The following is a 22,089-nucleotide window of genomic DNA, read 5'->3' as shown; positions in this document are numbered from 1 at the left end:
CCGCCTAGCCGGCAAACAAAGATGCCGCCGCCGTCCGGGCCCCGGCCGTGATCGGCGCGGGATAAACAAAGAAAAACAGGACCACGACGGCGGATACAGCCAGCACCACGGAAATTTCACGTCCGATTGGCCGGTCGAACAGATCGCCCGGCACGTCAAAATACATGATCTTGACGATGCGCAGATAATAATAGGCAGCCACGACACTTGAGAGGACGCCGATTACCGCAAGGATGTAGCGTCCCGCCTCGACCGCCGCCAAGAACACGTAAAGCTTGCCGAAAAAGCCCGCGAGCGGGGGAATCCCGGCCATCGAGAACATCAGCGCGGCGAGGATGAAGGCCAGCACGGGCTGGTTTCGCGACAGCCCCGCAAGGTCGGTGATTTCTTCCGCCATGATGCCGCGCTGGCGCATGCACATGATGCAGGCGAAGGTGCCGATCACCATGAACAGATAGATCGACATGTACACCAGCAGGCTGTTGACGCCGCTTTCGGTCGCCGTCGCAAGGCCGATAAGCGCATAGCCCACATGGCCGATGGAGCTGTAGGCCATCAGCCTCTTGATGTTGCTCTGCCCGATCGCCGCAAAGGCAGCCAGCACCATCGAGGCAATGGCGAGCAGAACGATCACCTGTGACCACTCGGCCGAAAGGTCCCCGAAAGGTCCGATTAGAACCCGGACGAAAAGCCCCATCGCGGCGAATTTCGGGGCGGCCGCGAAAAACGCGGTCACGGCCGTGGGCGCGCCCTGATAGACGTCGGGCGTCCACATATGGAACGGCACCGCCGACACCTTGAAGGCGAGACCCGAGATCAGGAATACCAGCCCGAAAACCAGCCCGACCGACACCTCGAACCCGTCCGCGAACATTGTCGAGAGGGCACCGAATTCAGTCGTCCCGGTAAAACCGTAGATGAGCGAGCAACCGTAAAGAAGCATGCCGGAGGACAGCGCGCCGAGGACGAAGTATTTGAGCCCCGCTTCGGTCGAGCGGGTCGAATCGCGCTGAAAGGCGGCCAGCACGTAGAGCGCCAGGCTCTGCAGCTCGAGTCCGACATAAAGGGCGATCAGCCCGTTGGCCGAGACCATCATCATCATGCCGAGTGTCGCGAAGACAATCAGAACGGGAAATTCGAATCGGCGCATGCCCTCGCGTTCGGCGTAATCCATGGACAGGAGCAATGCCGCCGAGGCACCCAAGAGAACCAGCGTCTTGATAAACCGCCCGAACGGGTCGGTAATGAAAAGATCGTTGAAGACCACGGCACCGGTCGGAACGACCGTCCAGAGAAGCACCGCCGACAGCGCGAACGCGCCAAGAGCCATCCAGGATACAGCGCGCACCGCCTGCTGGTTGGTATAGACGCCGGCCATGAGCAGCCCCATCCCCGAAAGGGCGAGAAACAGCTCCGGCGACGCGGTGAGAAGATCGTTAAGGCCTTCCATCCAGCTCTCCTATCGTCCGCCGCCGAGCCAGGCGAAGTCGACCTCGACGCGGCCCGTGGCATTCGCTGCGGCGAGCGAGGTTTCATAATCCTGGATCAGGTTGGCGACGGAGGCATGGAACACGTCAAGAATCGGTGCCGGATAGATGCCCATCCACAGCACGACGAGAACGAGCGGCGCGAAGATGATGATTTCCCGCGGAGAAAGATCCAGAAGGTTCTTCAGATCCGGCTTCTCCAGCTTGCCGAAAACGACACGCCGGTACAGCCACAGCATATAAGCCGCGCCGAGGATCACACCCGTCGCCGCAAGCGCCGCCACCAGCGTGCTCACCTGATAGGCGCCGGCCAGGCTGAGAAATTCGCCGATAAATCCGCTGGTGCCGGGAAGTCCGATCGAGGCGAGAGTGAACACCAGGAAAACCGCAGCGTAGACGGGCATCCGATGGACCAGGCCGCCATAGCGCGCGATCTCGCGCGTGTGCAGCCGATCGTAGACGACACCGACACACAGGAACAGCGCACCCGAAACGATGCCGTGGCTCAGCATCGTGAAAAGCGCGCCCTCGAGCCCCTGCACGTTGACCGTAAAGATACCCATCGTCACAAAGCCCATATGAGCCACCGATGAATAGGCGATGAGCTTCTTCATATCCTCCTGCGCCAGCGCGACGAGGGAGGTGTAGATCACGGCGATCACGCTCAGCGTAAAGATGAAGGGCGTGAAGAAGGCGGACGCCTCGGGCAGCATCGGGATAGAGAACCTGAGAAACCCGTAAGCACCCATTTTCAGAAGCACGCCGGCCAGGATGACCGATCCCGCCGTCGGCGCCTCCACATGAGCATCGGGGAGCCATGTATGCACCGGCCACATCGGCACCTTCACGGCGAAGGAGGCAAAAAGCGCCAGCCACAGCCAGATCTGCATGGCGTAGGGAAAATCGGTCTTGAGCAGCGTTGGAATATCGGCCGTGCCGGCCTGCAGATACATTGCCAGCAGTGCCACCAGCATCAGGACCGAGCCCGCGAGCGTAAACAGAAAGAACTTGAAAGCGGCGTAGACGCGCCTCTCGCCGCCCCAGACACCGATGATCAGAAACATCGGAATCAGGACGCCCTCGAAGAACAGATAGAACAGCACGTAGTCAAGCGCCACGAACATACCCACCATCATGGTCTCGAGGACCAGGAAGGCGATCATGTATTCCTTGACGCGTGTCTTGACCGCGCCCCAGCTCGACAGAATGCAGATTGGTGTCAGAAACGTGGCGAGCAGAACAAAAAGCATCGAGATGCCGTCGACGCCCACGTGGTAGGCGATGTTCAGCTCGGGGAACCAGTTGCGCCGCTCGACAAACTGGAAATCCGCTGTCGATGTATCGAAATTGATCCAGAGGGCCAGTGACAGGGCAAAGGTGACGAGTGAAGTCCACAGCGCCACGCTGCGCGCATTATTGACTACCGTCTCATCCTCGCCCCGGATGATGAGAACGAATGTTGCGCCCAGGAGCGGCAGGAAGATCAGCAGGGACAGGAGCGGCCAGTCGTTCATGGTCTAGCCCACCAGTCCGAAAAGATACCAGGTCACGAAAATCACCACGCCGATCAGCATGGCGAAGGCGTAGTGATAAACATAACCTGATTGCAGCCTGACGGCGCGCCGGGCGAGGTTGCGTGTCACCGCCGCGAGCCCGTCCGGCCCGACGCCATCGATCAGGTCGCCGTCGCCTCCCTTCCAGAGGCCCCAGCCCAACCGCTTGGCCGGCCTCACGAAGATCCGGTCATACAGCTCGTCGAAATACCATTTGTTGAAGGAAAAGAGATACAGCTCGCGGAAATGCGTGGCAATCCAGCCGGGCAGGCGCGGCCAGACCATATAGAGCAGGTAGGCGAGGAGGATGCCGGCCGCCCCCATCACGATGGGCGACAGCTTCACCCAGCCCGGCACATGGTGGGCACGCTCGATGATGTTCGGATCGCCCAGCATCAGGAGGGAGTTACCCCAGAAGGCCGAGAGATTGTCGCCCACGAAATGCCCGTAACCGATATAGCCCGAAAAGATCGCGCCGGCGGCCAGCACCAGAAGCGGCACGATCATGACCTTGGGCGATTCGTGGACATGTGCCATGACCGCCTCGTCGGCACGCGGCCGGCCGTGGAAGGTCATGATAATGAGCCGCCAGGAATAGAAGGCCGTCATGAGCGCTGCGATCAGGCCAAAGACGAAGGCGTACCGGCCGAGGCCCGACTGGGCCGCCCACGCGGATTCGAGGATCATGTCCTTGGAGTAATAGCCGGCGAAGAAGGGGACGCCCGCCAGCGCCAGCGAGCCGATCCACATCAGCGCATAGGTCAGGGGGATTTCCCGCCAGATGCCGCCCATCCGGCGCATGTCCTGCTCATCCGACATGGCGTGGATCACGGAGCCCGCGCCGAGGAACAGGAGCGCCTTGAAGAAGGCATGCGTCATCAGGTGGAACATGGCCGCGCCGTAGGCTCCGACACCTGCGGCGAAAAACATGTATCCCAGCTGGCTGCAGGTGGAATAGGCAATCACGCGCTTGATGTCGTTCTGCGTAAGCGCCACGGTGGCGGCGAAGAACGCCGTCGTCGCGCCTACGAAGACGACGACATCCAGGGCCGCCGGCGCGTATTCGAAAACCGGTGACATCCGGCACACCAGAAAGACTCCGGCCGTTACCATTGTCGCGGCATGGATCAGGGCCGAGACGGGCGTCGGGCCCTCCATTGCGTCGGGCAGCCAGGTATGCAGCGGCAGTTGCGCCGATTTGCCCATGGCGCCCACGAAAAGCAACAGGCAAACCAGCGTCAGCGCATCGATCTCGGCCCCGAGAAACTCAAGCACCATGCCGGCCTTTTCGGGCGCGGCGGCAAAGATCGCATCGAGCTGCACAGTGCCAAACAGCACGAAGCAGGCAAATATGCCGAGCGCAAAGCCGAAATCACCCACCCGGTTGACAAGGAACGCCTTGATCGCGGCCGCATTGGCGCTGGGCCGGTCATACCAGAACCCGATCAGGAGGTAGGAGGCCAGCCCGACCCCTTCCCAGCCGAAATAAAGCTGCACCAGGTTGTCCGAGGTGACCAGCATGAGCATGAAGAAGGTGAAAAGGCTGAGATAGGAGAAGAATCGCGGGATCGACTTGTCGTGGTGCATGTAGCCGATGGAATAGACATGCACCATGCTGGAGACGACCGTAACGACGAAGATCATCACCGCGGTAAGGCTATCGATCTTGAGCGCCCAGTCGAAGGCCAGACCGCCCGAGCTCACCCAGCTCAGCACATGGACATTATAGACGTTCTGCTCCAGCGCGACGTCTTGCAGGATCAGCACGGAGAGCACGGCGGACACCAGCATGAAGCCGCTGGTGACCACCTCGGCCCCCTTGTCGCCGAGCACGCGGCCGAACAGCCCGGCCAGCACCGCCCCCAGAAGGGGCAGGAATACGGTGACGATAAAGATCAACCCCCCTACCCCTTCATCAGATTGATGTTCTCGACCTCGATCGTCCCGCGGTTGCGGAAATAGATCACCAGAATCGCAAGGCCGATTGCCGCCTCGGCCGCCGCCACGGTCAGGACGAACATGGCGAAGACCTGCCCCACGAGGTCCCCGAGGAAGGCCGAGAATGCGACGAAATTAATGTTGACAGCCAGCAGCATCAACTCGATCGACATGAGGATGATGATGACGTTCTTCCGGTTGAGGAAGATGCCGAAAATCCCGAGCGTGAACAGGATGGCGGCAACGCCGAGATAATGGGCAAGACCGATTTCGAGCATTCTCAGACCCCCTTGCCCACCGGCACGTCCACGACCTCGACCGAATCCTCGCGCCGGCGCGACACTTGCTGCGCGATCTTCTGCTTGCGCACCCCTTCGCGGAAACGGTGGGTCAGCACGATCGCGCCAATCATGGCGACCAGCAGGATCACGCCCGCCGCCTGGAACAGATAGATGTAGTCCGTATAGAGAATATTGCCGAGGGCATGACTGTTCGTCACCTCGCTCGCCGCCGGCGTCGGTGCGCCGCGGCTCCCCTCGGCCGCGGGCGCAAAAACCCAGCCGGCCCCCACCAGCAGCAGTTCCGCCAGAAGAACGAGGCCGATCACGCCCCCGATCGGCAGATACTGGGAAAATCCCTGTCGCAGCCGCGCAAAGTTTATGTCCAGCATCATCACTACGAACAGGAACAGGACGGCGACGGCGCCGACATAGACGATGATCAGGATCATCGCGATGAACTCGGCACCCAGAAGCACGAACAGGCCGGCCGAATTGAAAAAGGCCAGGATCAGAAACAGGACGGAGTGAACCGGATTACGCGCGGCGACGACCATTGCGCCGCTGAACAGCGTCACGGCCGCAAAAACGTAAAAAGCGAGCGCCGAGAGAATCATGTTCAGTCCATCCACCCCAGTATTATCGGCCGGGTTTATCGGCCACGTTTAACGATAAGGCGCGTCCAGCGCCAAATTCCGAGCCAGCTCGGTTTCCCACCGGTCACCGTTTGCCAGAAGCTTGTCCTTGTTATACATGAGCTCTTCGCGGGTCTCCGTCGCGAATTCGAAATTCGGGCCTTCCACGATGGCATCCACCGGACAGGCCTCCTCGCAAAGACCGCAATAAATACATTTCGTCATGTCGATGTCATAACGCGTCGTCCGACGGCTGCCGTCATCGCGGGGCTCCGCCTCGATGGTGATCGCCAGCGCCGGGCAGATCGCCTCGCAAAGCTTGCAGGCAATGCAGCGCTCCTCCCCGTTCGGATACCGCCGTAACGCGTGCTCACCCCGGAAACGCGGGCTGAGAGGTCCTTTCTCGTTCGGATAATCCAACGTGACCTTCTGCCGAAACATGAATTTCAGCGTTATGCCGAAACCCCTGATCAGTTCCGTCAGGAGGACCGCGCGTGCCGTTCTGTCAAGCCAAGCCATAGCCGTCTACCTAATCCAGCCGCAGGGGAGCGTCCACCCCCTCACGGGGTCCATCCCATTGTCACGAGCACGCCGGCGGTGATGAACACCCAGGCCAGCGAGACGGGCAGGAAAACCTTCCAGCCGAGTCGCATCAACTGATCGTAGCGGTAGCGCGGCAGGGTGCCCCGCGCCCACAGGAAAAAGAACAGCAATACCGCCACCTTGAGCGCAAACCAGACGATCTCGGGCACATAGGTGAAGGGTTCGATCTGGAAGGGTGGCAGCCAGCCGCCAAGAAAAAGGATCGTCCCCAGGGCCGAGAGGACAATCATGTTTCCATATTCGCCGATGTAAAACAGACCAAAGGTCATCGAGGAATATTCCACATGATACCCCGAGACCAGCTCGGCTTCCGCCTCGGGCAGATCGAAGGGTGTCCGGTTCGATTCGGCCAGGGCCGAGACCATGTAGATCACGAACATTGGCAGCAACGGTACGGCGAACCAGACCTTCTCCTGTGCCATAACGATATCGGTCAGGTTGAGAGAACCGACACAGAGCAGGACCGTCACGATGACGAAGCCGATCGATACCTCGTAAGAGACCATCTGCGCCGCCGAGCGCAGCGCGCCCAGGAAGGAATAGCGCGAGTTCGACGCCCAGCCGGCGATAATAATTCCGTAAACGCCGAGCGAGGAAATGGCGAACAGATAAAGAATGCCTACGTTGATATCGGCGATCACCCAGCCGGCGCTGACGGGGATGACCGCCCACGCCACGAGGGACAGGATGAAGGTGATCATCGGCGCCATGATGAAAAGGAAGCGGTTGGCGCCGGACGGGATGATGGTCTCTTTCATGAACATCTTGAGACCATCGGCAAAGGGCTGCAGCAGGCCGAAAGGCCCCACATTCGTCGGTCCCTTGCGATACTGCATGAAGCCCAGCACCTTGCGCTCGGCCAGGGTCAGATAGGCGATGGCCAGCAGAACCACCACCGTGAAGATGATAATCTGTCCGACGATCAGGATCCCGGGCCAGATATAGCCGTCCCAAAGCTCAACCATCGGTACCCGTCTTTCGCTGATCGTCCAGCACGGCGGCCGTGCAGGCCACCATCGTCGCTGACGCACGGCTGATGGGGCAGGTCATGTAAAAGGTCCCAATCGGGTAGCGGAAAGCCACGGGCTCGATCTTTCCGGTCGCACCGAAATGCCCCCATTCCGCCGCAGCGATCCGGTCCAGCCGGCCCAGCGCCGGGACCGCCTTAATCATGTGCTGGCGAAGTTCGGCCAGGCTGTCAAAGGGGAGCTTGTGGCCAACATGTTCCGACAGGGCCCGGACGATCTTCCAGTCCTCGCGCGCGTCGCCGGGTGGAAAGACTGACAGATAGGCCCGCTGCGCCCGCCCTTCCGTGTTGACATAGGTCGCGTCCTTCTCGGTATAGGCCGCCCCCGGCAAAATCACATCCGCCCGGTTCGCACCGGCATCGCCGTGATGACCCTGATAGATGACAAAGGCCTCGCCCAGCGCGCCCATATCGATCTCGTCCGCGCCAAGGAGATAGACCATGTCGATCTCGCCCGCGCGGGCGCCGGCGAGAATCCCGGCCAGACCGCGTCCGTCCTCGCCAGGCACGAAACCGAGATCGAGCGCCCCCACCCGTCCGGCCGCCTTGTGCAGCAGGTTGAACCCGTTCCAGTCCTCAAGGATCATGCCGGTCCGCTCGGCGATCTCGCGGCACGCAGCCAGAATGGCCGGGCCGTCGGCACGCGCAAGGGCGGCCTCGCCCAGGATGAGCATCGGCCGCGCCGCCTGGGCCAGTGTTTCGGTAAACGGATGAGACCCTGTCGCAATCTGCCCGACGATATCTGCGCTCTCGCCCAGATGGGTGACGGGAAAGGTCAGATCGAGCGCGGGTCCGATATTGGCCACCTTGAAGCCGCCCCGAAGCGCCCGTTCCCGCAGCCGCGCGTTAATCAGCGCTGCCTCGGCGCGCGGATCCGTGCCCACGAGCAGGCAGGCATCCGCATCCATGATGCCGGCGATCGTGGTATTGAACAGATACCCCGCCCGCGCGGCGGGATCGATGTGCGCCCCGTCCTGCCGGCAATCGAGATGGGGCGTGTTCAGCCGCCCCATCAGGGATTTCAAAGCGAAGGTGGATTCGGCATCCACCAGATCCCCCGCGATGGCTGCGATCCTGTCCGGCGGCGTCGCGCTCAGCCGCGCCTGAATCGCGTCGAAGGCCTCCCGCCAGCTCGCCTCCTCGAGGCGACCGCCGCGCCGGACATAGGGCCGGTCGAGGCGTTGACGCTTGAGCCCGTCATAGGCGAAGCGGGTTTTGTCGGTGATCCACTCCTGATTGATTTCCTCGTTAAGGCGCGGCAGCACGCGCATCACCTCCGAACCGCGCGCATCGACGCGGACGTTGGCCCCGACCGCGTCCATTACGTCCACGGTCTCGGTCTTGCGCAGTTCCCACGGTCGGGCGGTAAAGGCGAAAGGCTTGGAGGTCAGTGCGCCCACCGGGCACAGGTCGATCATGTTCCCCGAGAGTTCGGAGGTCAGTGCCTTTTCGACATAATTGCCGATCTCCATGTCCTCGCCCCGGCCGGTCGCGCCGAGTTCCTCGACGCCCGCCACCTCGGTCGCGAACCGTACACAGCGTGTGCAATGGATGCAGCGCGTCATCACCGTCTTGATCAGCGGCCCCAGATTCTTGTCGCGCACGGCCCGCTTGTTCTCGGAGAACCGGCTGCGGCCGGCGCCGTAGCCCATAGCCTGATCCTGCAGATCGCACTCGCCGCCCTGATCGCAGATCGGGCAATCAAGCGGATGATTGATCAGCAGCATCTCCATCACGCCCCGCCGGGCCTTGTGCACCATCGGCGTGTCGGTATGAATCACCATGTTGTCGGCGGCCGGCATCGCGCAACTGGCGATGGGCTTCGGGGATTTTTCCATTTCGACGAGGCACATGCGGCAATTGCCGGCAATCGACAGGCGCTCGTGATAGCAGAAGCGCGGGATCTCCTTCCCGGCCATTTCGCAGGCCTGGAGGACGGTCATGCCCGCGGGCACCTCGATTTCCTGTCCGTCGATCGTGAGTTTTGGCATACCGTTCCCTACGCCGCTACTGTGCGTGTCTTCTTGTATTCGTGAATGCGCCGCTCCAGCTCGGGACGGAAATGACGGATCAGACCCTGCACGGGCCAGGCCGCCGCGTCGCCCAGCGCGCAGATGGTGTGCCCTTCTATCTCGTGCGTAACCTCAAGCAGCGTATCGATCTCGCTGATCTCGGCATGGCCCTTCTGCATGCGTTCCAGGACGCGCCACATCCATCCCGTTCCCTCGCGGCAGGGTGTGCACTGGCCACAGCTTTCATGCTTGTAAAAGTGCGAGAAGCGCGTGATTGCCTCCACGATATCCGTGGATTTGTCCATCACGATCACGGCCGCCGTGCCCAGGCCGGATTTCTGCTCCCTCAGACTGTCGAAATCCATTGGAAGATCATCGCACACGGGCTTCGGCAGGCAGGGCACGCTTGAGCCGCCGGGCACCACGGCCAGCAGGTTGTCCCAGCCTCCCCGGACGCCGCCCGCATGCCGATCGATAAGTTCGCGTAGCGGGATGCCCATCTCTTCCTCGACCGTGCAGGGGGCATTCACGTGACCCGAGATGCAGAACAGCTTGGTGCCCGCATTGTTGGGCCGGCCCAGCCCGGCGAACCAGGCCGCGCCCCGGCGGAGAATCTCAGGCGTGACGGCGATGGTCTCGACATTGTTCACGGTCGTGGGGCAGCCATAGAGCCCGACATTGGCCGGAAACGGCGGTTTGAGGCGCGGCTGACCTTTCCGGCCCTCGAGACTTTCCAGCAGCGCGGTTTCCTCGCCGCAGATATAGGCGCCGGCGCCGCGGTGCAGATAGATATCCAGGTCAAAGCCCGTCCCGGCCGCGTTCCGCCCCAGCAGTCCGGCCTCGTAGGCTTCGTCGATCGCCTGCTGGACGTGGCTGGCCTCGCCGAAGAATTCGCCCCGGATATAGATGTAACAGGCATTCGCGCCCATCGCGAAGCTGGCGACGAAACACCCTTCGAGAAGCCGGTGGGGATCGAAGCGCATGATCTCACGATCCTTGCAGGTCCCCGGTTCGCTCTCGTCGGCATTGACGACAAGGTATTTGGCCCGGCCGCCCGTGTCCTTTGGCATGAAGGACCATTTGAGGCCGGTGGGAAAGCCCGCCCCGCCCCGGCCGCGCAGGCCGCTCTCCTTGATCGCATCAATGATGGCATCGCTGCCCATGGCAACTATGTCCTTCATCCCCGACCAGACGCCACGGCGCTGCGCGCCGGCAAGGCGCCAGTCATCCTGGCCGTAGAGGTTCGTGAAGATGCGATCCTTGTCCTGAAGCATGCCGCCTTGCCTACTCTTCCTTGCCGGTGAGCGTCGTCAGTCCAGTGACCGGCGCCGCCGCCTGTCGATCCACCTGCGGGCCCGGCTCTGGCGTCTTGCCTGCACGCAGGTCGTCGATCAGCCCCCCCATGCGCGCCGCATCCAGATCCTCGAAGTAATTGTCGTTTATCTGAACCATCGGCGCGTTCACGCAAGCGCCGAGACATTCAACCTCGACATAGGTGAACAAACCGTCATCGGTGACTTCACCCGGGCCGACCCCAAGTTTATTCCGGCACATTTCGGTCAATTCGTCCGACCCCCGTAGCCAGCAGGGCGTGGTGCGGCAGACCTGGATGAAGTTCTTGCCGACGGGTCTGAGGTTGAACATCGAATAAAAGGTCGCGACCTCGTAAACCCGGATGCGTGGCATTTCGAGATGATCAGCCACATAATCCATGGCCCGGCGCGGCAACCAGCCGCCGCACTGGCGCTGCGCCAGGTCGAGGAGCGGGAGCACCGCGCTGGCCTGGCGGCCAGCCGGATAGCGGGCGATGATCCGCTCTGCCCGCGCCCGGTTGGCCTCGTCAAAGGCGAAATGGTCGATATCGGGCAGGGTGTCGGCGGTTGGCGGAGCACTCATCGGTCAACCTCTCCGAACACGATGTCCATCGATCCCAGAATGGCGACGGTATCGGCCAGCATATAACCCCGGGACGCGTGATCCATGGCCTGCAGATGGACGAAGCCGGGCGCGCGGATCTTGCACCGGTAAGGCTTGTTGCTGCCGTCGGAGACCAGATAGACGCCGAATTCCCCCTTGGGCGCCTCGACCGCCGTATAGGTCTCGCCCGCGGGCACGTGGTAGCCCTCGGTATAAAGTTTGAAATGGTGGATTAGGGCTTCCATCGAACGCTTCATTTCAGCCCGGGGCGGTGGCGCCACCTTGCGATTCTCGGTCTTCACGGGGCCATCCGGCATTTCCTCGCAGCACTGGCGGATGATCTTGAGACTCTCGCGCATTTCCTCGATGCGCACCAGATAACGGTCGAAACAATCGCCGTTCTTGCCGATGACAACATTGAACCGCATACGATCGTACACGTCGTAGGGCTGCGCCTTGCGCAAATCCCAGGGCACGCCACTCGCGCGCAGCATGGGGCCTGTAAAGCCCAGACTGATCGCCTCCTCGGCCGAAGTGTTCCCGATATCGACGGAGCGCTGCCGGAAGATCCGGTTCTCCGTCAGCAGTCCTTCAAGATCATCGATCGTTTTCGGAAACTGCCCGGCCCATTCCATGATGTCGTCGCAGAGGCCCGCCGGCATGTCCTGATGCACGCCGCCAGGCCGGAAGTAATTGGCATGCATGCGCGCGCCACTGACGCGCTCGTAGAACTCCATCAGGATTTCACGTTGCTCGAAGCAGAAGAAGAACGGGGTGATCGCGCCAACGTCCATGGCATAGGCCGGCACGTTCAGGAGATGATTGAGGATACGTGTGATCTCCGCGAACAGAACGCGGATGTATTTGCCCTTTTCCGGCACATCGAGGCCGAGAAGCTTCTCGACTGCGAGCGCGAAGGCATGTTCCTGCCCCATGGGCGAGACGTAGTCCAGCCGATCGAAATACGGGATCGCCTGCAGGTAGGTCTTGTATTCGATCAGCTTTTCGGTCCCGCGGTGCAGCAGACCGATATGCGGGTCGACACGCTGGACAACCTCACCATCCAGCTCCATCACCAGGCGCAGCACGCCATGGGCCGCCGGATGCTGCGGCCCGAAATTGATCGTATAGGGCTTGATTTCGATTTCGGCCATGTTTGTTCCCGTCAGCCCTGATCGCTCGCCTTTTCGTCGCCCGGCAAGACGAAGGGAGCGCCTTCCCAGGGGCTCATGAAATCAAAACGCCGAAACTCCTGCACCAGCTTGACCGGCTCGTAAACGACGCGCTTCAATTCGTCGTCGTAGCGCACCTCGACATACCCGGTAAGCGGAAATTCCTTGCGCATCGGGTGCCCCTCGAACCCGTAATCGGTCAGGATCCGGCGAAGATCGGGATGGCCCGAAAACACGACGCCATAGAGATCCCAGGCCTCGCGTTCAAACCAGTTGGCGCACGGGAAAACTCCGGTCACGGACGGAACAGGCTGTTCATCCGCCGTGCGTACCTTGACGCGAATGCGCTGATTATTGCTTAACGAGAGGAGGTTATAGATGATTTCGAACCGCTCGGGACGTTCCGGATAATCTGCGCCACATAGATCCACCAGCATCGCGAATCGACAATTGGAATCGTCTCGCAGGAAACTCATCACGCGAACAATCTCGTCCCTTCCTACCAGGATCATCAGCTCGCTCTTGGCGACAGATGTCTCCTGGACGACGGGACCGAGGCTGGCCTCGATATACTGAGCTAGTTCTTTGAGAGCTTCATCCATCGCGGCTGTGAACTCTGAGTGTGATTCCGTTCAACCGGGTGGCGCGTCCGGAGCGCCTACCGGTGCAGGACGCTGCCCGTCCGCCTGATCTTTTTCTGGAGTTGCAGGATGCCGTAGAGCAGTGCTTCCGCGGTGGGCGGGCAGCCTGGCACGTAGATATCCACCGGCACGACGCGGTCGCAGCCGCGCACCACTGAATAGGAATAGTGATAGTAGCCGCCGCCATTGGCACAGGAGCCCATGGAGATGACCCAACGCGGCTCGGCCATCTGGTCGTAAACCTTGCGCAGCGCGGGGGCCATCTTGTTGCACAGAGTGCCGGCGACGATCATCACGTCGGACTGGCGCGGGCTCGGAAACACGGTGACGCCGAACCGGTCGAGATCGTAGCGCGGCATGTAGGCGTGCATCATCTCGACGCCGCAACAGGCCAGCCCGAATGTCATGGGCCACATGGAGCCGGTCCGGGCCCAGTTGACGAGACGGTCGATGTTGGTGAGCAAAAACCCCTTCTGTCCGAGTTCCTGGTCGATCGCCTTCAGCGCGGCCGCCTCGCCACCACCACGGGGGGCGTCCAGGCCACGCGTATCAAGCGCCGGTGCCCGGTTCTGCTCTACTCCCATTCCAGTGCTCCCTTCTTCCATTCGTAGATGAAGCCGACGGTGAGCACGGCCAGGAACACCACCATGGACCAGAAGCCAAGCAGGCCGATATCACCAAGGGCAATCGCCCAGGGAAAAAGGAAGGCTACTTCAAGGTCGAAAATGATAAACAGGATCGAGACCAGGTAGAAACGCACATCAAATTGGCTGCGCGCGTCGCTGAACGGCTCGAAACCGCATTCATAAGGGCTGAGCTTTTCGGCGTCCGGATTTTGCCGGGCCGCCAGCAGTGAGGCCCCGACCATCACGATCGCGAGGCCGGTGGCGATCGCGAGAAAGACCACGATCGGCAGGTAGTCGTTCAGGATGGGGTTGATGATGGGATGCATACCCGCCTGTTCCTCTGGCCGCTAGCCCGCCATGGGCCGGGTGATGGCCCTCAGCGGAACCTTGGAAGTATAGTAATCATCCCGGTAGGTCATTGAAATAGGAAAAGAATTTCCCCACTCGACTTGACAGAATGTTTCGGGCCACGGGCTGCCCCACGACCTTGCAGCGTGGCGCATGGCAACATGTGGCGGGAGTGACGGGACTTGAACCCGCGGCCTCTGGCGTGACAGGCCAGCGCTCTAACCAACTGAGCTACACCCCCGAACAAGAAGCGCGCTCGGTGTACTGCACGCCCCATAGGGTGTCAAGCAGGACAGAGCGGCCGAATTGCCCGGAATCCCCGGGAAAACCGGGCGATCGAGAGAGCCGGCCAGCCGCCGACGCACGCCGGTGCCGGGTTGGCACCGGGGCGCTCAATCGACTGATTCGTTCCCGAATACCTTGAGGTGGCGGCCGGTGCAGGTGGGGCAGCCGCGCAGATTGGCGCGCAGTTCCTCTTGCTTTCGCTCGGCCAGCGCATGCAGCGAGGGGGGCTCCAGCCCGTCACGCCATTCGACCCAGGCGTAGAGGTCCTCACCTTCGGAATCCGGCACCCGATAGCCGCAATGGGGCTCCCACCAGCCCGAATGGGGGATCGAATAGCATTCCGGGATACGGCAGCTTTCGCGATCCAGGCCCGCATCGTCCATGCGGTTAATGATGTTGTTCGAGGAGCCGGCCGTCCGATTGACGGCGCCAGAGGGCGCATCGTTGAACTTGTTGTCATACATGCGACCGATATAGTTGCGCACCCACTCCGAGCGGAACCCCTGGCACATGGCTTCTTGCGTCGCCGTCAGCTTGAGGCTGGGATGATCGCCCACGCGCTTACCATAATATTCGAGGTCTTCGGCCGCCTTGTTCCTGTACGAGCTCGCCGTGACATAAGTGTTTGTCGTGCCCGCGGCATATTTACCCGATGGCGGCGTCAGCGCGATTCCACCGGGCCGGCTGGTCTCGACCGTTCTCCGGGCCGACACCGCCGCCACGCGCTGCCCGTCGCCAGTGACGCCGGGTTCGGCCCCCGCCATTGGTCCGCCCGGGCCCCGGCCCGGCCCTGAGGCCGCGCAGGCACCCAACAACAGGCTACTCAACAGTACCGGAATGAATAAACGCACTTGCCTGACCCCCTGTCCTATTCGGCACCCGGACCAATGCGAAATCGATTCCGGACCACTCATTACGAAAAATGCCTAGCTGGCCATCAGCTTTCGTCACCGGTGCCAAAGTCACGGTCACGGTACTCGGGCGGCCGTGTCGAACAATTGGGGCATCCCCGGACACGCGAATTGGCCTCGAGCTCCCGGGCGCGCACCATGGCCATTTCCTGGGGATCAGGCGGACGCAGCCCGTCCTTCCAGGTCGCCCAGTCATAGAGGTTCTCCCCCGTCCGGTCCGGAATCCGATAGCCGCAATGAGGCTCCCACCAGTTCTGGTGCGGCAACACGAAACAGGTTGGCACGACGCAGGTATCGGCATCGAGCCCCTCGGCCGCGACCTTGGCGTGAAGGTCGGCATCGTACCCGGCCCGGTGCAGCAGCGGCGCGTCCGCCGGATAGGCATTGGCGGGCAGATCGTAGACCTTCTTGATGAAGTTATTGACCCATTCACTCCGGAACTCGGCGCAAAGCGCTTCGTCGGCCGCTCCCAGGCGACTGGCGTGACCGGTGTAGGATGCCCCGCTGGCGCCGGCCGGCGCCGCGGCGCTCAGGACCGGGGACGCCGCTCGCTGTCCCGCTGCCACGCCCCCGGGGCGCGCACCGGCACATGCGCCGAGGACAAGGGCAATCGCACATATCAGAACAGCTGTTCCAAATGCGAGTCGGCCGTCTCGGCTGTCGGTGCGCGCGGCGGCGGCACGCGCCTTCCCCGCTGACCGTGCTGTGAGACGGCACTGATGCGAATTCCGTCGTTCCATCTGGCTCTCTTTCGTCGGGGCGAAACCGAAGGGTAAAGACCCGAACACCCTCCGTTTCCGCGTGAATGCCCGCCTGTCCACGTGAACGCCCACGATTATGGTGGCTCACCCACGGCGTGTGAAGCCTGAAACCCGGAGTTTTTTGGACTTTTGGTCCGTTTCGGCGGCGGTTCACAAAATCGGGAGATCATAATCCTACCGCCCGCGCCGCGGGCGGCATCCGCGCGCCGCCGGAAAACCGGCGCTGGTGGGCGATGACGGGATCGAACCGCCGACCCTCTCGGTGTAAACGAGATGCTCTGCCAGCTGAGCTAATCGCCCACGCGCCGTCCGGTTTTATGCCGGGTGCTCGCGCGACATTCAAGATTCCAGGCCATGCGCCGGCTTCCCGGCCGCGTTCCGAAAACAGAACGGCCGCTCCCCGGGGAGCGGCCGCCTGCGCTGAAACTGGCTGAAAACCTAGTTGACGGCGTCCTTCAACGCCTTGCCGGCCTTGAACTTGGGCTGTTTGGAGGCCGGAATCTTGATGGTCTCTCCCGTGCGCGGATTGCGGCCTTCCGTCGCCCGGCGCTGTGTCACGCTGAACGTGCCGAAACCGACAAGGCGCACTTCATTGCCGGACTTCAACGACGACGTCACCGTATCGATGACGCTTTCAACCGCACGATTGGCATCCGCTTTGGATAGACCGGTGCTGTCCGCGACTGCTGCCACCAGATCGTTTTTGTTCACTTTCAGGCCCCCTTTGTTTTGGTGAGATAAATTGAAGAAATTGAAACGGCACAAGGTGTCCCTTCGCCGTCGCTGTCCATACCGTCGCTATCTACGCCGCCGCGTGATCGTGCCGTCGCAAGTGTGATCCGCATCCCAGAGAAAGATCCCGACCGAATCAAGAGGCCGATGCTCACAGCCTTCAATAAGAACGACATCCCTTAGAACGATATCCCCGACGCGACGGCCCGACGATCAGTGTCCCGTGATCCGACGGCTTGGTAGCCGGGAAAAATCTAAACAGCATGCTGCGCGCCCGTCAATCGGGAAAGGACCGGATTCCCCGGTTTTTTGCGCCTTTCCAGCCGGTTTGCGGATTTAAGCGTGTCACTCGACCGATGAGTCCAGATCGAACGCGTTTCTGCACACGCAAAATCTAATGCGTGACGATATTTTCGCGGCCGTCGTCGGTCGACTTCGCACCTACCTGGTCTACCTCGGACGGTTCCGGCCATTCGATCGGCACGAGCGGTCGAACCAACGCACGTTCCAGCACCTCGTCGACTGTCGAGACCGGAACGATCTCGAGGCCCTTTTTGACGTTGTCCGGAATCTCGGCAAGATCCTTCTCGTTTTCCTTCGGGATGAGAACGGTCTTAAGCCCGCCACGCAATGCCGCCAAAAGTTTCTCCTTAAGCCCTCCGATCGGCAGGACCCGTCCGCGCAGGCTTATTTCGCCGGTCATGGCAACATCCCGCCGGACCGGAATTCCCGCCAGGGCCGAGAGGATTGATGTCATCATCGCAACACCGGCCGACGGCCCGTCCTTGGGCGTCGCCCCCTCGGGGACGTGGACATGGATGTCCTTCTTCTCGAAATCGGTAGGCCGAATGCCGAACAGGGCCGAGCGGGAGCGCACGTAGCTTTCCGCTGCCTGGACGGATTCCTTCATCACGTCGCCGAGCTTGCCGGTGCTGGTCACCCTGCCCTTGCCGGGCAGCACCACCGCCTCGATAGAGAGCAGCTCGCCACCAACCTCGGTCCAGGCCAGTCCCGTCGTGACGCCGACCAGGTCGTCGGCCTCCGCCTCGCCGAAGCGGTAACGGCGAACACCCGCAAACTTGTCCAGATTGCGCTGAGTGACGGCGATTTTCTTCTTACGCCCGATCGCCAGCTCACGAACCGCCTTTCGTGCCAGGTTGGCGAGCTCGCGCTCGAGATTCCGCACGCCGGCCTCGCGCGTGTAATACCGGATCAGGTCAAAAAGGGCGGGATCCGAAATCGTGAACTCGTCCGATTTCAGTCCATGTGCCTCGACCTGCTTCGGAATCAGGTGGCGCTTGGCGATTTCCACCTTCTCGTCTTCCGTGTATCCGGAGAGGCGGATGATTTCCATCCGGTCAAGAAGCGGCTGCGGCATGCGTAGCGTGTTCGCCGTAGTGACGAACATGACATCAGACAGATCGTAATCCACCTCGAGATAATGATCGTTGAAAGCGTTGTTCTGTTCGGGATCCAGCACCTCGAGCAGCGCTGAGGTCGGGTCGCCCCGCCAGTCCGCCCCAAGCTTGTCGACCTCGTCCAGGAGGAAAAGCGGATTGCTCGTCTTGGCCTTTTTCATGCCCTGGATGACCTTGCCCGGCATGGACCCGATATAGGTGCGCCGATGCCCGCGGATTTCCGCCTCATCACGCACGCCACCCAGTGACATGCGCACGAATTTGCGCCCCGTCGCGCGGGCGACGGACTTGCCAAGCGACGTCTTGCCGACGCCCGGCGGGCCCACCAGGCAAAGGATCGGCCCCTTCATCTTGCCCACGCGGCCTTGCACGGCCAGGTATTCCAGAATCCGTTCCTTGACCTTCTCGAGGCCAAAGTGATCGGCATCCAGGATCTTTTCCGCCTGCTTCAAATCGACCCTGGTCCGCGAGCGCTTCTTCCAGGGGATGGAAATCATCCAATCGAGATAGTTGCGCACCACGGTCGCTTCGGCCGACATCGGGCTCATGGCGCGCAGCTTCTTCATCTCAGCTTCGCACTTTTCCCTTGCCTCCTTCGGCATGCGGGCTTTCCTGATTTTTTCCTCGAGCTCGGCCAGTTCGTCACGCCCGTCCTCGCCCTCGCCCAATTCCTTCTGGATGGCCTTCATCTGCTCGTTCAGATAGTACTCGCGCTGGGTCTTCTCCATCTGGCGCTTGACCCGGCTGCGAATACGTTTTTCCACCTGAAGAACGCCGATCTCGCCCTCCATGAGGCCGAAGACCTTTTCCAGCCGCGCCGCGACCGAAAGAGTCTCCAGGAGATCCTGTTTTTCGGCAATTTTCAGGGCCAGGTGCGACGCCACGGTGTCGGCGAGCTTTGCCTCGTCCTCGATCTGGTTCACCGTCACCAGGACTTCGGGCGGAATCTTGCGGTTGAGCTTGATGTACTGCTCGAACTGGCTCACCACCGACCGCCCCAGGGCCTTGGTTTCCTCGCCCTCCGACGGGACTTCCTCGACCACGTCGGCATAAGCCTCGAAATAATCCGGATTGTCGCTGTAGCGGCTGATCCTGGCGCGCTGGCCGCCTTCAACCAGCACCTTCACCGTGCCGTCGGGCAGCTTGAGAAGCTGAAGCACCGTGCCGATAGTCCCCAGCTCGTAGATGTCTGCCGGAGACGGGTCGTCTTCGCCCGCATCCCGCTGGGTCACCAGCAGGATCTGCTTGTCGTCATTCATGACGCTGTCCAGCGCCTGGACAGATTTCTCTCGCCCCACGAAAAGCGGGACGATCATGTGCGGGAACACAACGATGTCACGCAACGGCAGGACGGGATACAGCGCTTCGGTCATTTGATCGGATCCTTTCGGGCACGAAGGCCGCGGATTCAGTGGAACTCGACTGCCCACGAATATGAGCGTAGTTGTCCCCGCACACAACATGTAGGGGGCAGATCAAAAGATGGGGCGCTGCCGGCAGGTTTTCAAGGGCGCAGAGGAGGGCTCGAGCGGCTGAAATGGGCGCGGGAGAGGCGGCAGCCCGTCCTGAAAGGGGGAGGCCCGCGGTGCGATCTCCCGACCGAACCCCTGACTCAGGCGCTCGCGCCTGTTTCGTCCGCCCGGTCGCTGTAGATATAGAGCGGCTCGGCCCGGCCTTCCACAACCTCACCATTGACCATCACTTCCTCGACGCTTTCGAGGCCCGGGAGATCGAACATGGTGTTGAGGAGAATGTTTTCCATGATGCTGCGCAGGCCACGCGCACCGGTCTTGCGCAGGATCGCCTTCTTCGCGATGCCGAGAAGGGCGTCGTCGGAAAATTCCAGCTTCACCCCTTCCATGTCGAAGAGGCGCTGGTACTGCTTCACAAGCGCATTCTTCGGGCTGGTCAGGATCTCGATCAGCGCCCCCTCGTCTAGGTCCTCCAGCGTCGCCACCACCGGCAGCCGGCCGACAAACTCGGGAATTAGGCCGAAACGCAGCAGATCCTCGGGCTCCAACTGGCGCAGGATTTCGCCCGTCGATTTGTCTTCGGGCCCCTGGACGTCCGCCCCGAAGCCGATGGCTGACCCCTTGCCGCGTTGGGAGATGATCTTTTCGAGGCCGGAAAAGGCGCCGCCGCAGATAAACAGGATATTGGTCGTATCGACCTGCAGAAACTCCTGCTGCGGGTGCTTGCGACCGCCCTGCGGCGGCACCGATGCGACCGTGCCTTCCATGATTTTCAAAAGCGCTTGCTGAACGCCCTCGCCCGAGACGTCCCGGGTGATGGAGGGGTTGTCCGACTTGCGCGAGATCTTGTCTACCTCGTCGATATAGACGATACCGCGCTGCGCGCGCTCGACGTTATAGTCGGCCGCCTGCAGGAGCTTGAGGATGATGTTTTCCACATCCTCGCCCACATATCCCGCTTCCGTCAGCGTCGTGGCATCGGCCATTGTGAACGGCACGTCGAGGATCCGCGCCAGGGTCTGGGCCAGCAGGGTCTTGCCGCAGCCCGTCGGGCCGACCAGAAGAATGTTGGATTTCTGAATCTCGACCTCGGCGCCCTTGGTGCCCGTGGTGAGCCGCTTGTAGTGATTGTGCACGGCCACCGACAGGATCCGCTTGGCCCGGTCCTGACCGATCACATAGTCGTCCAGCACCTTGCAGATCTCTCGCGGGGTCGGCACCCCGTCGCGGGATTTGACCAGGGTGGTCTTGTGCTCTTCGCGGATGATGTCCATGCAGAGCTCGACGCACTCATCGCAGATGAACACGGTCGGGCCCGCAATGAGCTTGCGCACCTCGTGCTGGCTCTTTCCGCAGAAGGAGCAATACAGGGTGTTCTTGGACTCGCTACCACCCGATTTCGTCATAACAGCACCGTTCCCGGCCAAACAATCTATCTTCTAGGCCCGCCAGCTTAGACGCAGCCGCCCCCGACGGACAATGCCAAATCTGGGGGAGTGCCGGCAAGAGCCCGCCGCCCGGACCAACCCGGCTTCCACGAGCCCGCTCCCTACGATTACGGCCTGTTCAAGCGAGTGGACCCAGTCTCCCCAAAGATTTTGAAGGAAGACTTAATCCTTCCGAGTGCTTTTTCTTAACTCTTTTGGCCGTCTGCCGTGCTTGGCGCCCGCTTGTGGACGACCTGGTCGATGATGCCGAACTCCATGGCTACCGCCGGCGACATGAAACGGTCGCGCTCCATCGCTTCCTCAACCACGCTGATGGGCTGGCCAGTCAGATCGACATACATGCTGTTGAGACGCTGGCGGAGATCGAGGATTTCGCGCGCGTGGATCTCGATATCCGTCGCCTGCCCCTGAAAGCCGCCCGATGGCTGATGAACCATGATCCGGGCATTTGGCAGCGCAAACCGCTTGCCCTTGCTGCCTGCCGCCAGAAGCAGCGATCCCATGCTGGCCGCCTGACCGACGCAAACGGTTGAAACGTCCGGTCTGATGTACTGCATCGTATCGTAGATCGCGAGGCCGGAGGTCACGATGCCGCCTGGCGAGTTGATGTAGAATGAAATGTCTTTATCCGGATTTTCTGATTCGAGATAGAGAAGCTCGGCGGAAATGACGCTCGCAACCTGATCGTTGACCGGACCGGTGAGGAATACAATCCGCTCCTTCAGCAAGCGGGAATAGATGTCGTAAGCCCGTTCGCCGCGGTTCGTCTGCTCGACCACCATGGGGACCAGCGGGCTCATGTAAGGTTCCTGTGCACTCATCCTC

At 61.5% G+C, this 22,089-nt stretch carries 20 protein-coding genes and 2 tRNA genes; all 22 read right to left on the bottom strand.

The window, feature by feature from the left end; all coding sequences use genetic code 11:
* Positions 1-4: 4 nt before the first annotated feature.
* On the bottom strand, positions 5-1,450 hold the full coding sequence (nuoN, locus tag RLQ26_09130; protein MEQ9088888.1) for an NADH-quinone oxidoreductase subunit NuoN: 1,446 nt from the start codon (positions 1,448-1,450) through the stop codon (positions 5-7).
* A gap of 9 nt (positions 1,451-1,459) precedes the next feature.
* The gene (locus RLQ26_09125) at positions 1,460-3,001 is read right to left on the bottom strand and encodes an NADH-quinone oxidoreductase subunit M (GenBank protein ID MEQ9088887.1); all 1,542 of its coding nucleotides are present in this window, start codon (positions 2,999-3,001) and stop codon (positions 1,460-1,462) included.
* A 3-nt stretch (positions 3,002-3,004) separates the two neighbouring features.
* Positions 3,005-4,936: an NADH-quinone oxidoreductase subunit L gene (gene nuoL / locus RLQ26_09120; protein ID MEQ9088886.1), complete on the bottom strand. Its 1,932-nt coding sequence runs from the start codon at positions 4,934-4,936 to the stop codon at positions 3,005-3,007.
* 8 nt (positions 4,937-4,944) lie between these two features.
* Complete coding sequence (nuoK, locus tag RLQ26_09115) at positions 4,945-5,256, bottom strand: NADH-quinone oxidoreductase subunit NuoK (GenBank protein ID MEQ9088885.1); 312 nt, start codon at positions 5,254-5,256, stop codon at positions 4,945-4,947.
* Between the two features lie 2 nt (positions 5,257-5,258).
* A complete protein-coding gene (locus tag RLQ26_09110; protein ID MEQ9088884.1) occupies positions 5,259-5,873 on the bottom strand; it encodes an NADH-quinone oxidoreductase subunit J in 615 nt (204 codons plus the stop codon).
* 48 nt (positions 5,874-5,921) lie between these two features.
* Positions 5,922-6,410, bottom strand: coding sequence for an NADH-quinone oxidoreductase subunit NuoI (gene nuoI / locus RLQ26_09105; protein ID MEQ9088883.1), 489 nt, complete (start codon positions 6,408-6,410; stop codon positions 5,922-5,924).
* A 41-nt stretch (positions 6,411-6,451) separates the two neighbouring features.
* Positions 6,452-7,459, bottom strand: a complete 1,008-nt coding sequence (gene nuoH / locus RLQ26_09100) for an NADH-quinone oxidoreductase subunit NuoH (GenBank protein MEQ9088882.1) — start codon at positions 7,457-7,459, stop codon at positions 6,452-6,454.
* The gene (nuoG, locus tag RLQ26_09095) at positions 7,452-9,512 is read right to left on the bottom strand and encodes an NADH-quinone oxidoreductase subunit NuoG (protein MEQ9088881.1); all 2,061 of its coding nucleotides are present in this window, start codon (positions 9,510-9,512) and stop codon (positions 7,452-7,454) included. The genes nuoH and nuoG overlap by 8 nt, the downstream gene beginning before the upstream one ends.
* Before the next feature lie 8 nt (positions 9,513-9,520).
* Positions 9,521-10,807 carry an NADH-quinone oxidoreductase subunit NuoF gene (nuoF, locus tag RLQ26_09090; GenBank protein ID MEQ9088880.1) on the bottom strand — a complete coding sequence of 429 codons (1,287 nt, stop codon included), beginning with the start codon at positions 10,805-10,807 and terminating at the stop codon, positions 9,521-9,523.
* A 10-nt stretch (positions 10,808-10,817) separates the two neighbouring features.
* The gene (gene nuoE, locus RLQ26_09085; GenBank protein ID MEQ9088879.1) at positions 10,818-11,429 is read right to left on the bottom strand and encodes an NADH-quinone oxidoreductase subunit NuoE; all 612 of its coding nucleotides are present in this window, start codon (positions 11,427-11,429) and stop codon (positions 10,818-10,820) included.
* Positions 11,426-12,604, bottom strand: coding sequence for an NADH-quinone oxidoreductase subunit D (locus RLQ26_09080; protein MEQ9088878.1), 1,179 nt, complete (start codon positions 12,602-12,604; stop codon positions 11,426-11,428). The genes nuoE and RLQ26_09080 overlap by 4 nt, the downstream gene beginning before the upstream one ends.
* A gap of 11 nt (positions 12,605-12,615) precedes the next feature.
* A complete protein-coding gene (locus tag RLQ26_09075) occupies positions 12,616-13,224 on the bottom strand; it encodes an NADH-quinone oxidoreductase subunit C (protein MEQ9088877.1) in 609 nt (202 codons plus the stop codon).
* Between the two features lie 56 nt (positions 13,225-13,280).
* A complete protein-coding gene (locus RLQ26_09070) occupies positions 13,281-13,868 on the bottom strand; it encodes an NADH-quinone oxidoreductase subunit B family protein (protein ID MEQ9088876.1) in 588 nt (195 codons plus the stop codon).
* Entirely contained in the window at positions 13,838-14,215 is a 378-nt protein-coding gene (locus RLQ26_09065) for an NADH-quinone oxidoreductase subunit A (protein ID MEQ9088875.1), read from the bottom strand. The genes RLQ26_09070 and RLQ26_09065 overlap by 31 nt, the downstream gene beginning before the upstream one ends.
* A gap of 186 nt (positions 14,216-14,401) precedes the next feature.
* A tRNA-Asp gene (locus RLQ26_09060) sits at positions 14,402-14,478 on the bottom strand.
* Between the two features lie 151 nt (positions 14,479-14,629).
* A complete protein-coding gene (locus RLQ26_09055) occupies positions 14,630-15,286 on the bottom strand; it encodes a hypothetical protein (protein MEQ9088874.1) in 657 nt (218 codons plus the stop codon).
* A gap of 173 nt (positions 15,287-15,459) precedes the next feature.
* Positions 15,460-15,999 (bottom strand): hypothetical protein, encoded by a 540-nt coding sequence (locus RLQ26_09050; GenBank protein ID MEQ9088873.1) that lies wholly within the window; start codon positions 15,997-15,999, stop codon positions 15,460-15,462.
* A gap of 419 nt (positions 16,000-16,418) precedes the next feature.
* Positions 16,419-16,494, bottom strand: a tRNA-Val gene (locus RLQ26_09045).
* A gap of 138 nt (positions 16,495-16,632) precedes the next feature.
* On the bottom strand, positions 16,633-16,905 hold the full coding sequence (locus RLQ26_09040; protein MEQ9088872.1) for an HU family DNA-binding protein: 273 nt from the start codon (positions 16,903-16,905) through the stop codon (positions 16,633-16,635).
* A gap of 415 nt (positions 16,906-17,320) precedes the next feature.
* On the bottom strand, positions 17,321-19,717 hold the full coding sequence (gene lon, locus RLQ26_09035) for an endopeptidase La (GenBank protein ID MEQ9088871.1): 2,397 nt from the start codon (positions 19,715-19,717) through the stop codon (positions 17,321-17,323).
* A 239-nt stretch (positions 19,718-19,956) separates the two neighbouring features.
* Positions 19,957-21,222: an ATP-dependent Clp protease ATP-binding subunit ClpX gene (clpX, locus tag RLQ26_09030; protein MEQ9088870.1), complete on the bottom strand. Its 1,266-nt coding sequence runs from the start codon at positions 21,220-21,222 to the stop codon at positions 19,957-19,959.
* Positions 21,223-21,449: 227 nt separating this feature from the next.
* Positions 21,450-22,085: an ATP-dependent Clp endopeptidase proteolytic subunit ClpP gene (gene clpP / locus RLQ26_09025; protein ID MEQ9088869.1), complete on the bottom strand. Its 636-nt coding sequence runs from the start codon at positions 22,083-22,085 to the stop codon at positions 21,450-21,452.
* Between the last annotated feature and the right edge of the window lie 4 nt (positions 22,086-22,089).

The organism is Alphaproteobacteria bacterium (assembly GCA_040220875.1).
Lineage (GTDB): Bacteria > Pseudomonadota > Alphaproteobacteria > JAVJVX01 > JAVJVX01 > JAVJVX01.
The sequence above is the reverse complement of the archived record's forward strand: the minus strand, read 5'-3'. Positions and strand labels throughout refer to the sequence as shown.

Coding starts and splice junctions, on each gene's coding strand:
- nuoN (MEQ9088888.1), bottom strand. CDS start 1,450: ATGGAAGGCCTTAACGATCTTCTCACCGCGTCGCCGGAGCTGTTTCTC.
- RLQ26_09125 (MEQ9088887.1), bottom strand. CDS start 3,001: ATGAACGACTGGCCGCTCCTGTCCCTGCTGATCTTCCTGCCGCTCCTG.
- nuoK (MEQ9088885.1), bottom strand. CDS start 5,256: ATGCTCGAAATCGGTCTTGCCCATTATCTCGGCGTTGCCGCCATCCTG.
- RLQ26_09110 (MEQ9088884.1), bottom strand. CDS start 5,873: ATGATTCTCTCGGCGCTCGCTTTTTACGTTTTTGCGGCCGTGACGCTG.
- nuoI (MEQ9088883.1), bottom strand. CDS start 6,410: ATGGCTTGGCTTGACAGAACGGCACGCGCGGTCCTCCTGACGGAACTG.
- nuoH (MEQ9088882.1), bottom strand. CDS start 7,459: ATGGTTGAGCTTTGGGACGGCTATATCTGGCCCGGGATCCTGATCGTC.
- nuoG (MEQ9088881.1), bottom strand. CDS start 9,512: ATGCCAAAACTCACGATCGACGGACAGGAAATCGAGGTGCCCGCGGGC.
- nuoF (MEQ9088880.1), bottom strand. CDS start 10,807: ATGCTTCAGGACAAGGATCGCATCTTCACGAACCTCTACGGCCAGGAT.
- nuoE (MEQ9088879.1), bottom strand. CDS start 11,429: ATGAGTGCTCCGCCAACCGCCGACACCCTGCCCGATATCGACCATTTC.
- RLQ26_09080 (MEQ9088878.1), bottom strand. CDS start 12,604: ATGGCCGAAATCGAAATCAAGCCCTATACGATCAATTTCGGGCCGCAG.
- RLQ26_09075 (MEQ9088877.1), bottom strand. CDS start 13,224: ATGGATGAAGCTCTCAAAGAACTAGCTCAGTATATCGAGGCCAGCCTC.
- RLQ26_09070 (MEQ9088876.1), bottom strand. CDS start 13,868: ATGGAAGAAGGGAGCACTGGAATGGGAGTAGAGCAGAACCGGGCACCG.
- RLQ26_09065 (MEQ9088875.1), bottom strand. CDS start 14,215: ATGCATCCCATCATCAACCCCATCCTGAACGACTACCTGCCGATCGTG.
- RLQ26_09055 (MEQ9088874.1), bottom strand. CDS start 15,286: ATGGCGGGGGCCGAACCCGGCGTCACTGGCGACGGGCAGCGCGTGGCG.
- lon (MEQ9088871.1), bottom strand. CDS start 19,717: ATGACCGAAGCGCTGTATCCCGTCCTGCCGTTGCGTGACATCGTTGTG.
- clpX (MEQ9088870.1), bottom strand. CDS start 21,222: ATGACGAAATCGGGTGGTAGCGAGTCCAAGAACACCCTGTATTGCTCC.
- clpP (MEQ9088869.1), bottom strand. CDS start 22,085: ATGAGTGCACAGGAACCTTACATGAGCCCGCTGGTCCCCATGGTGGTC.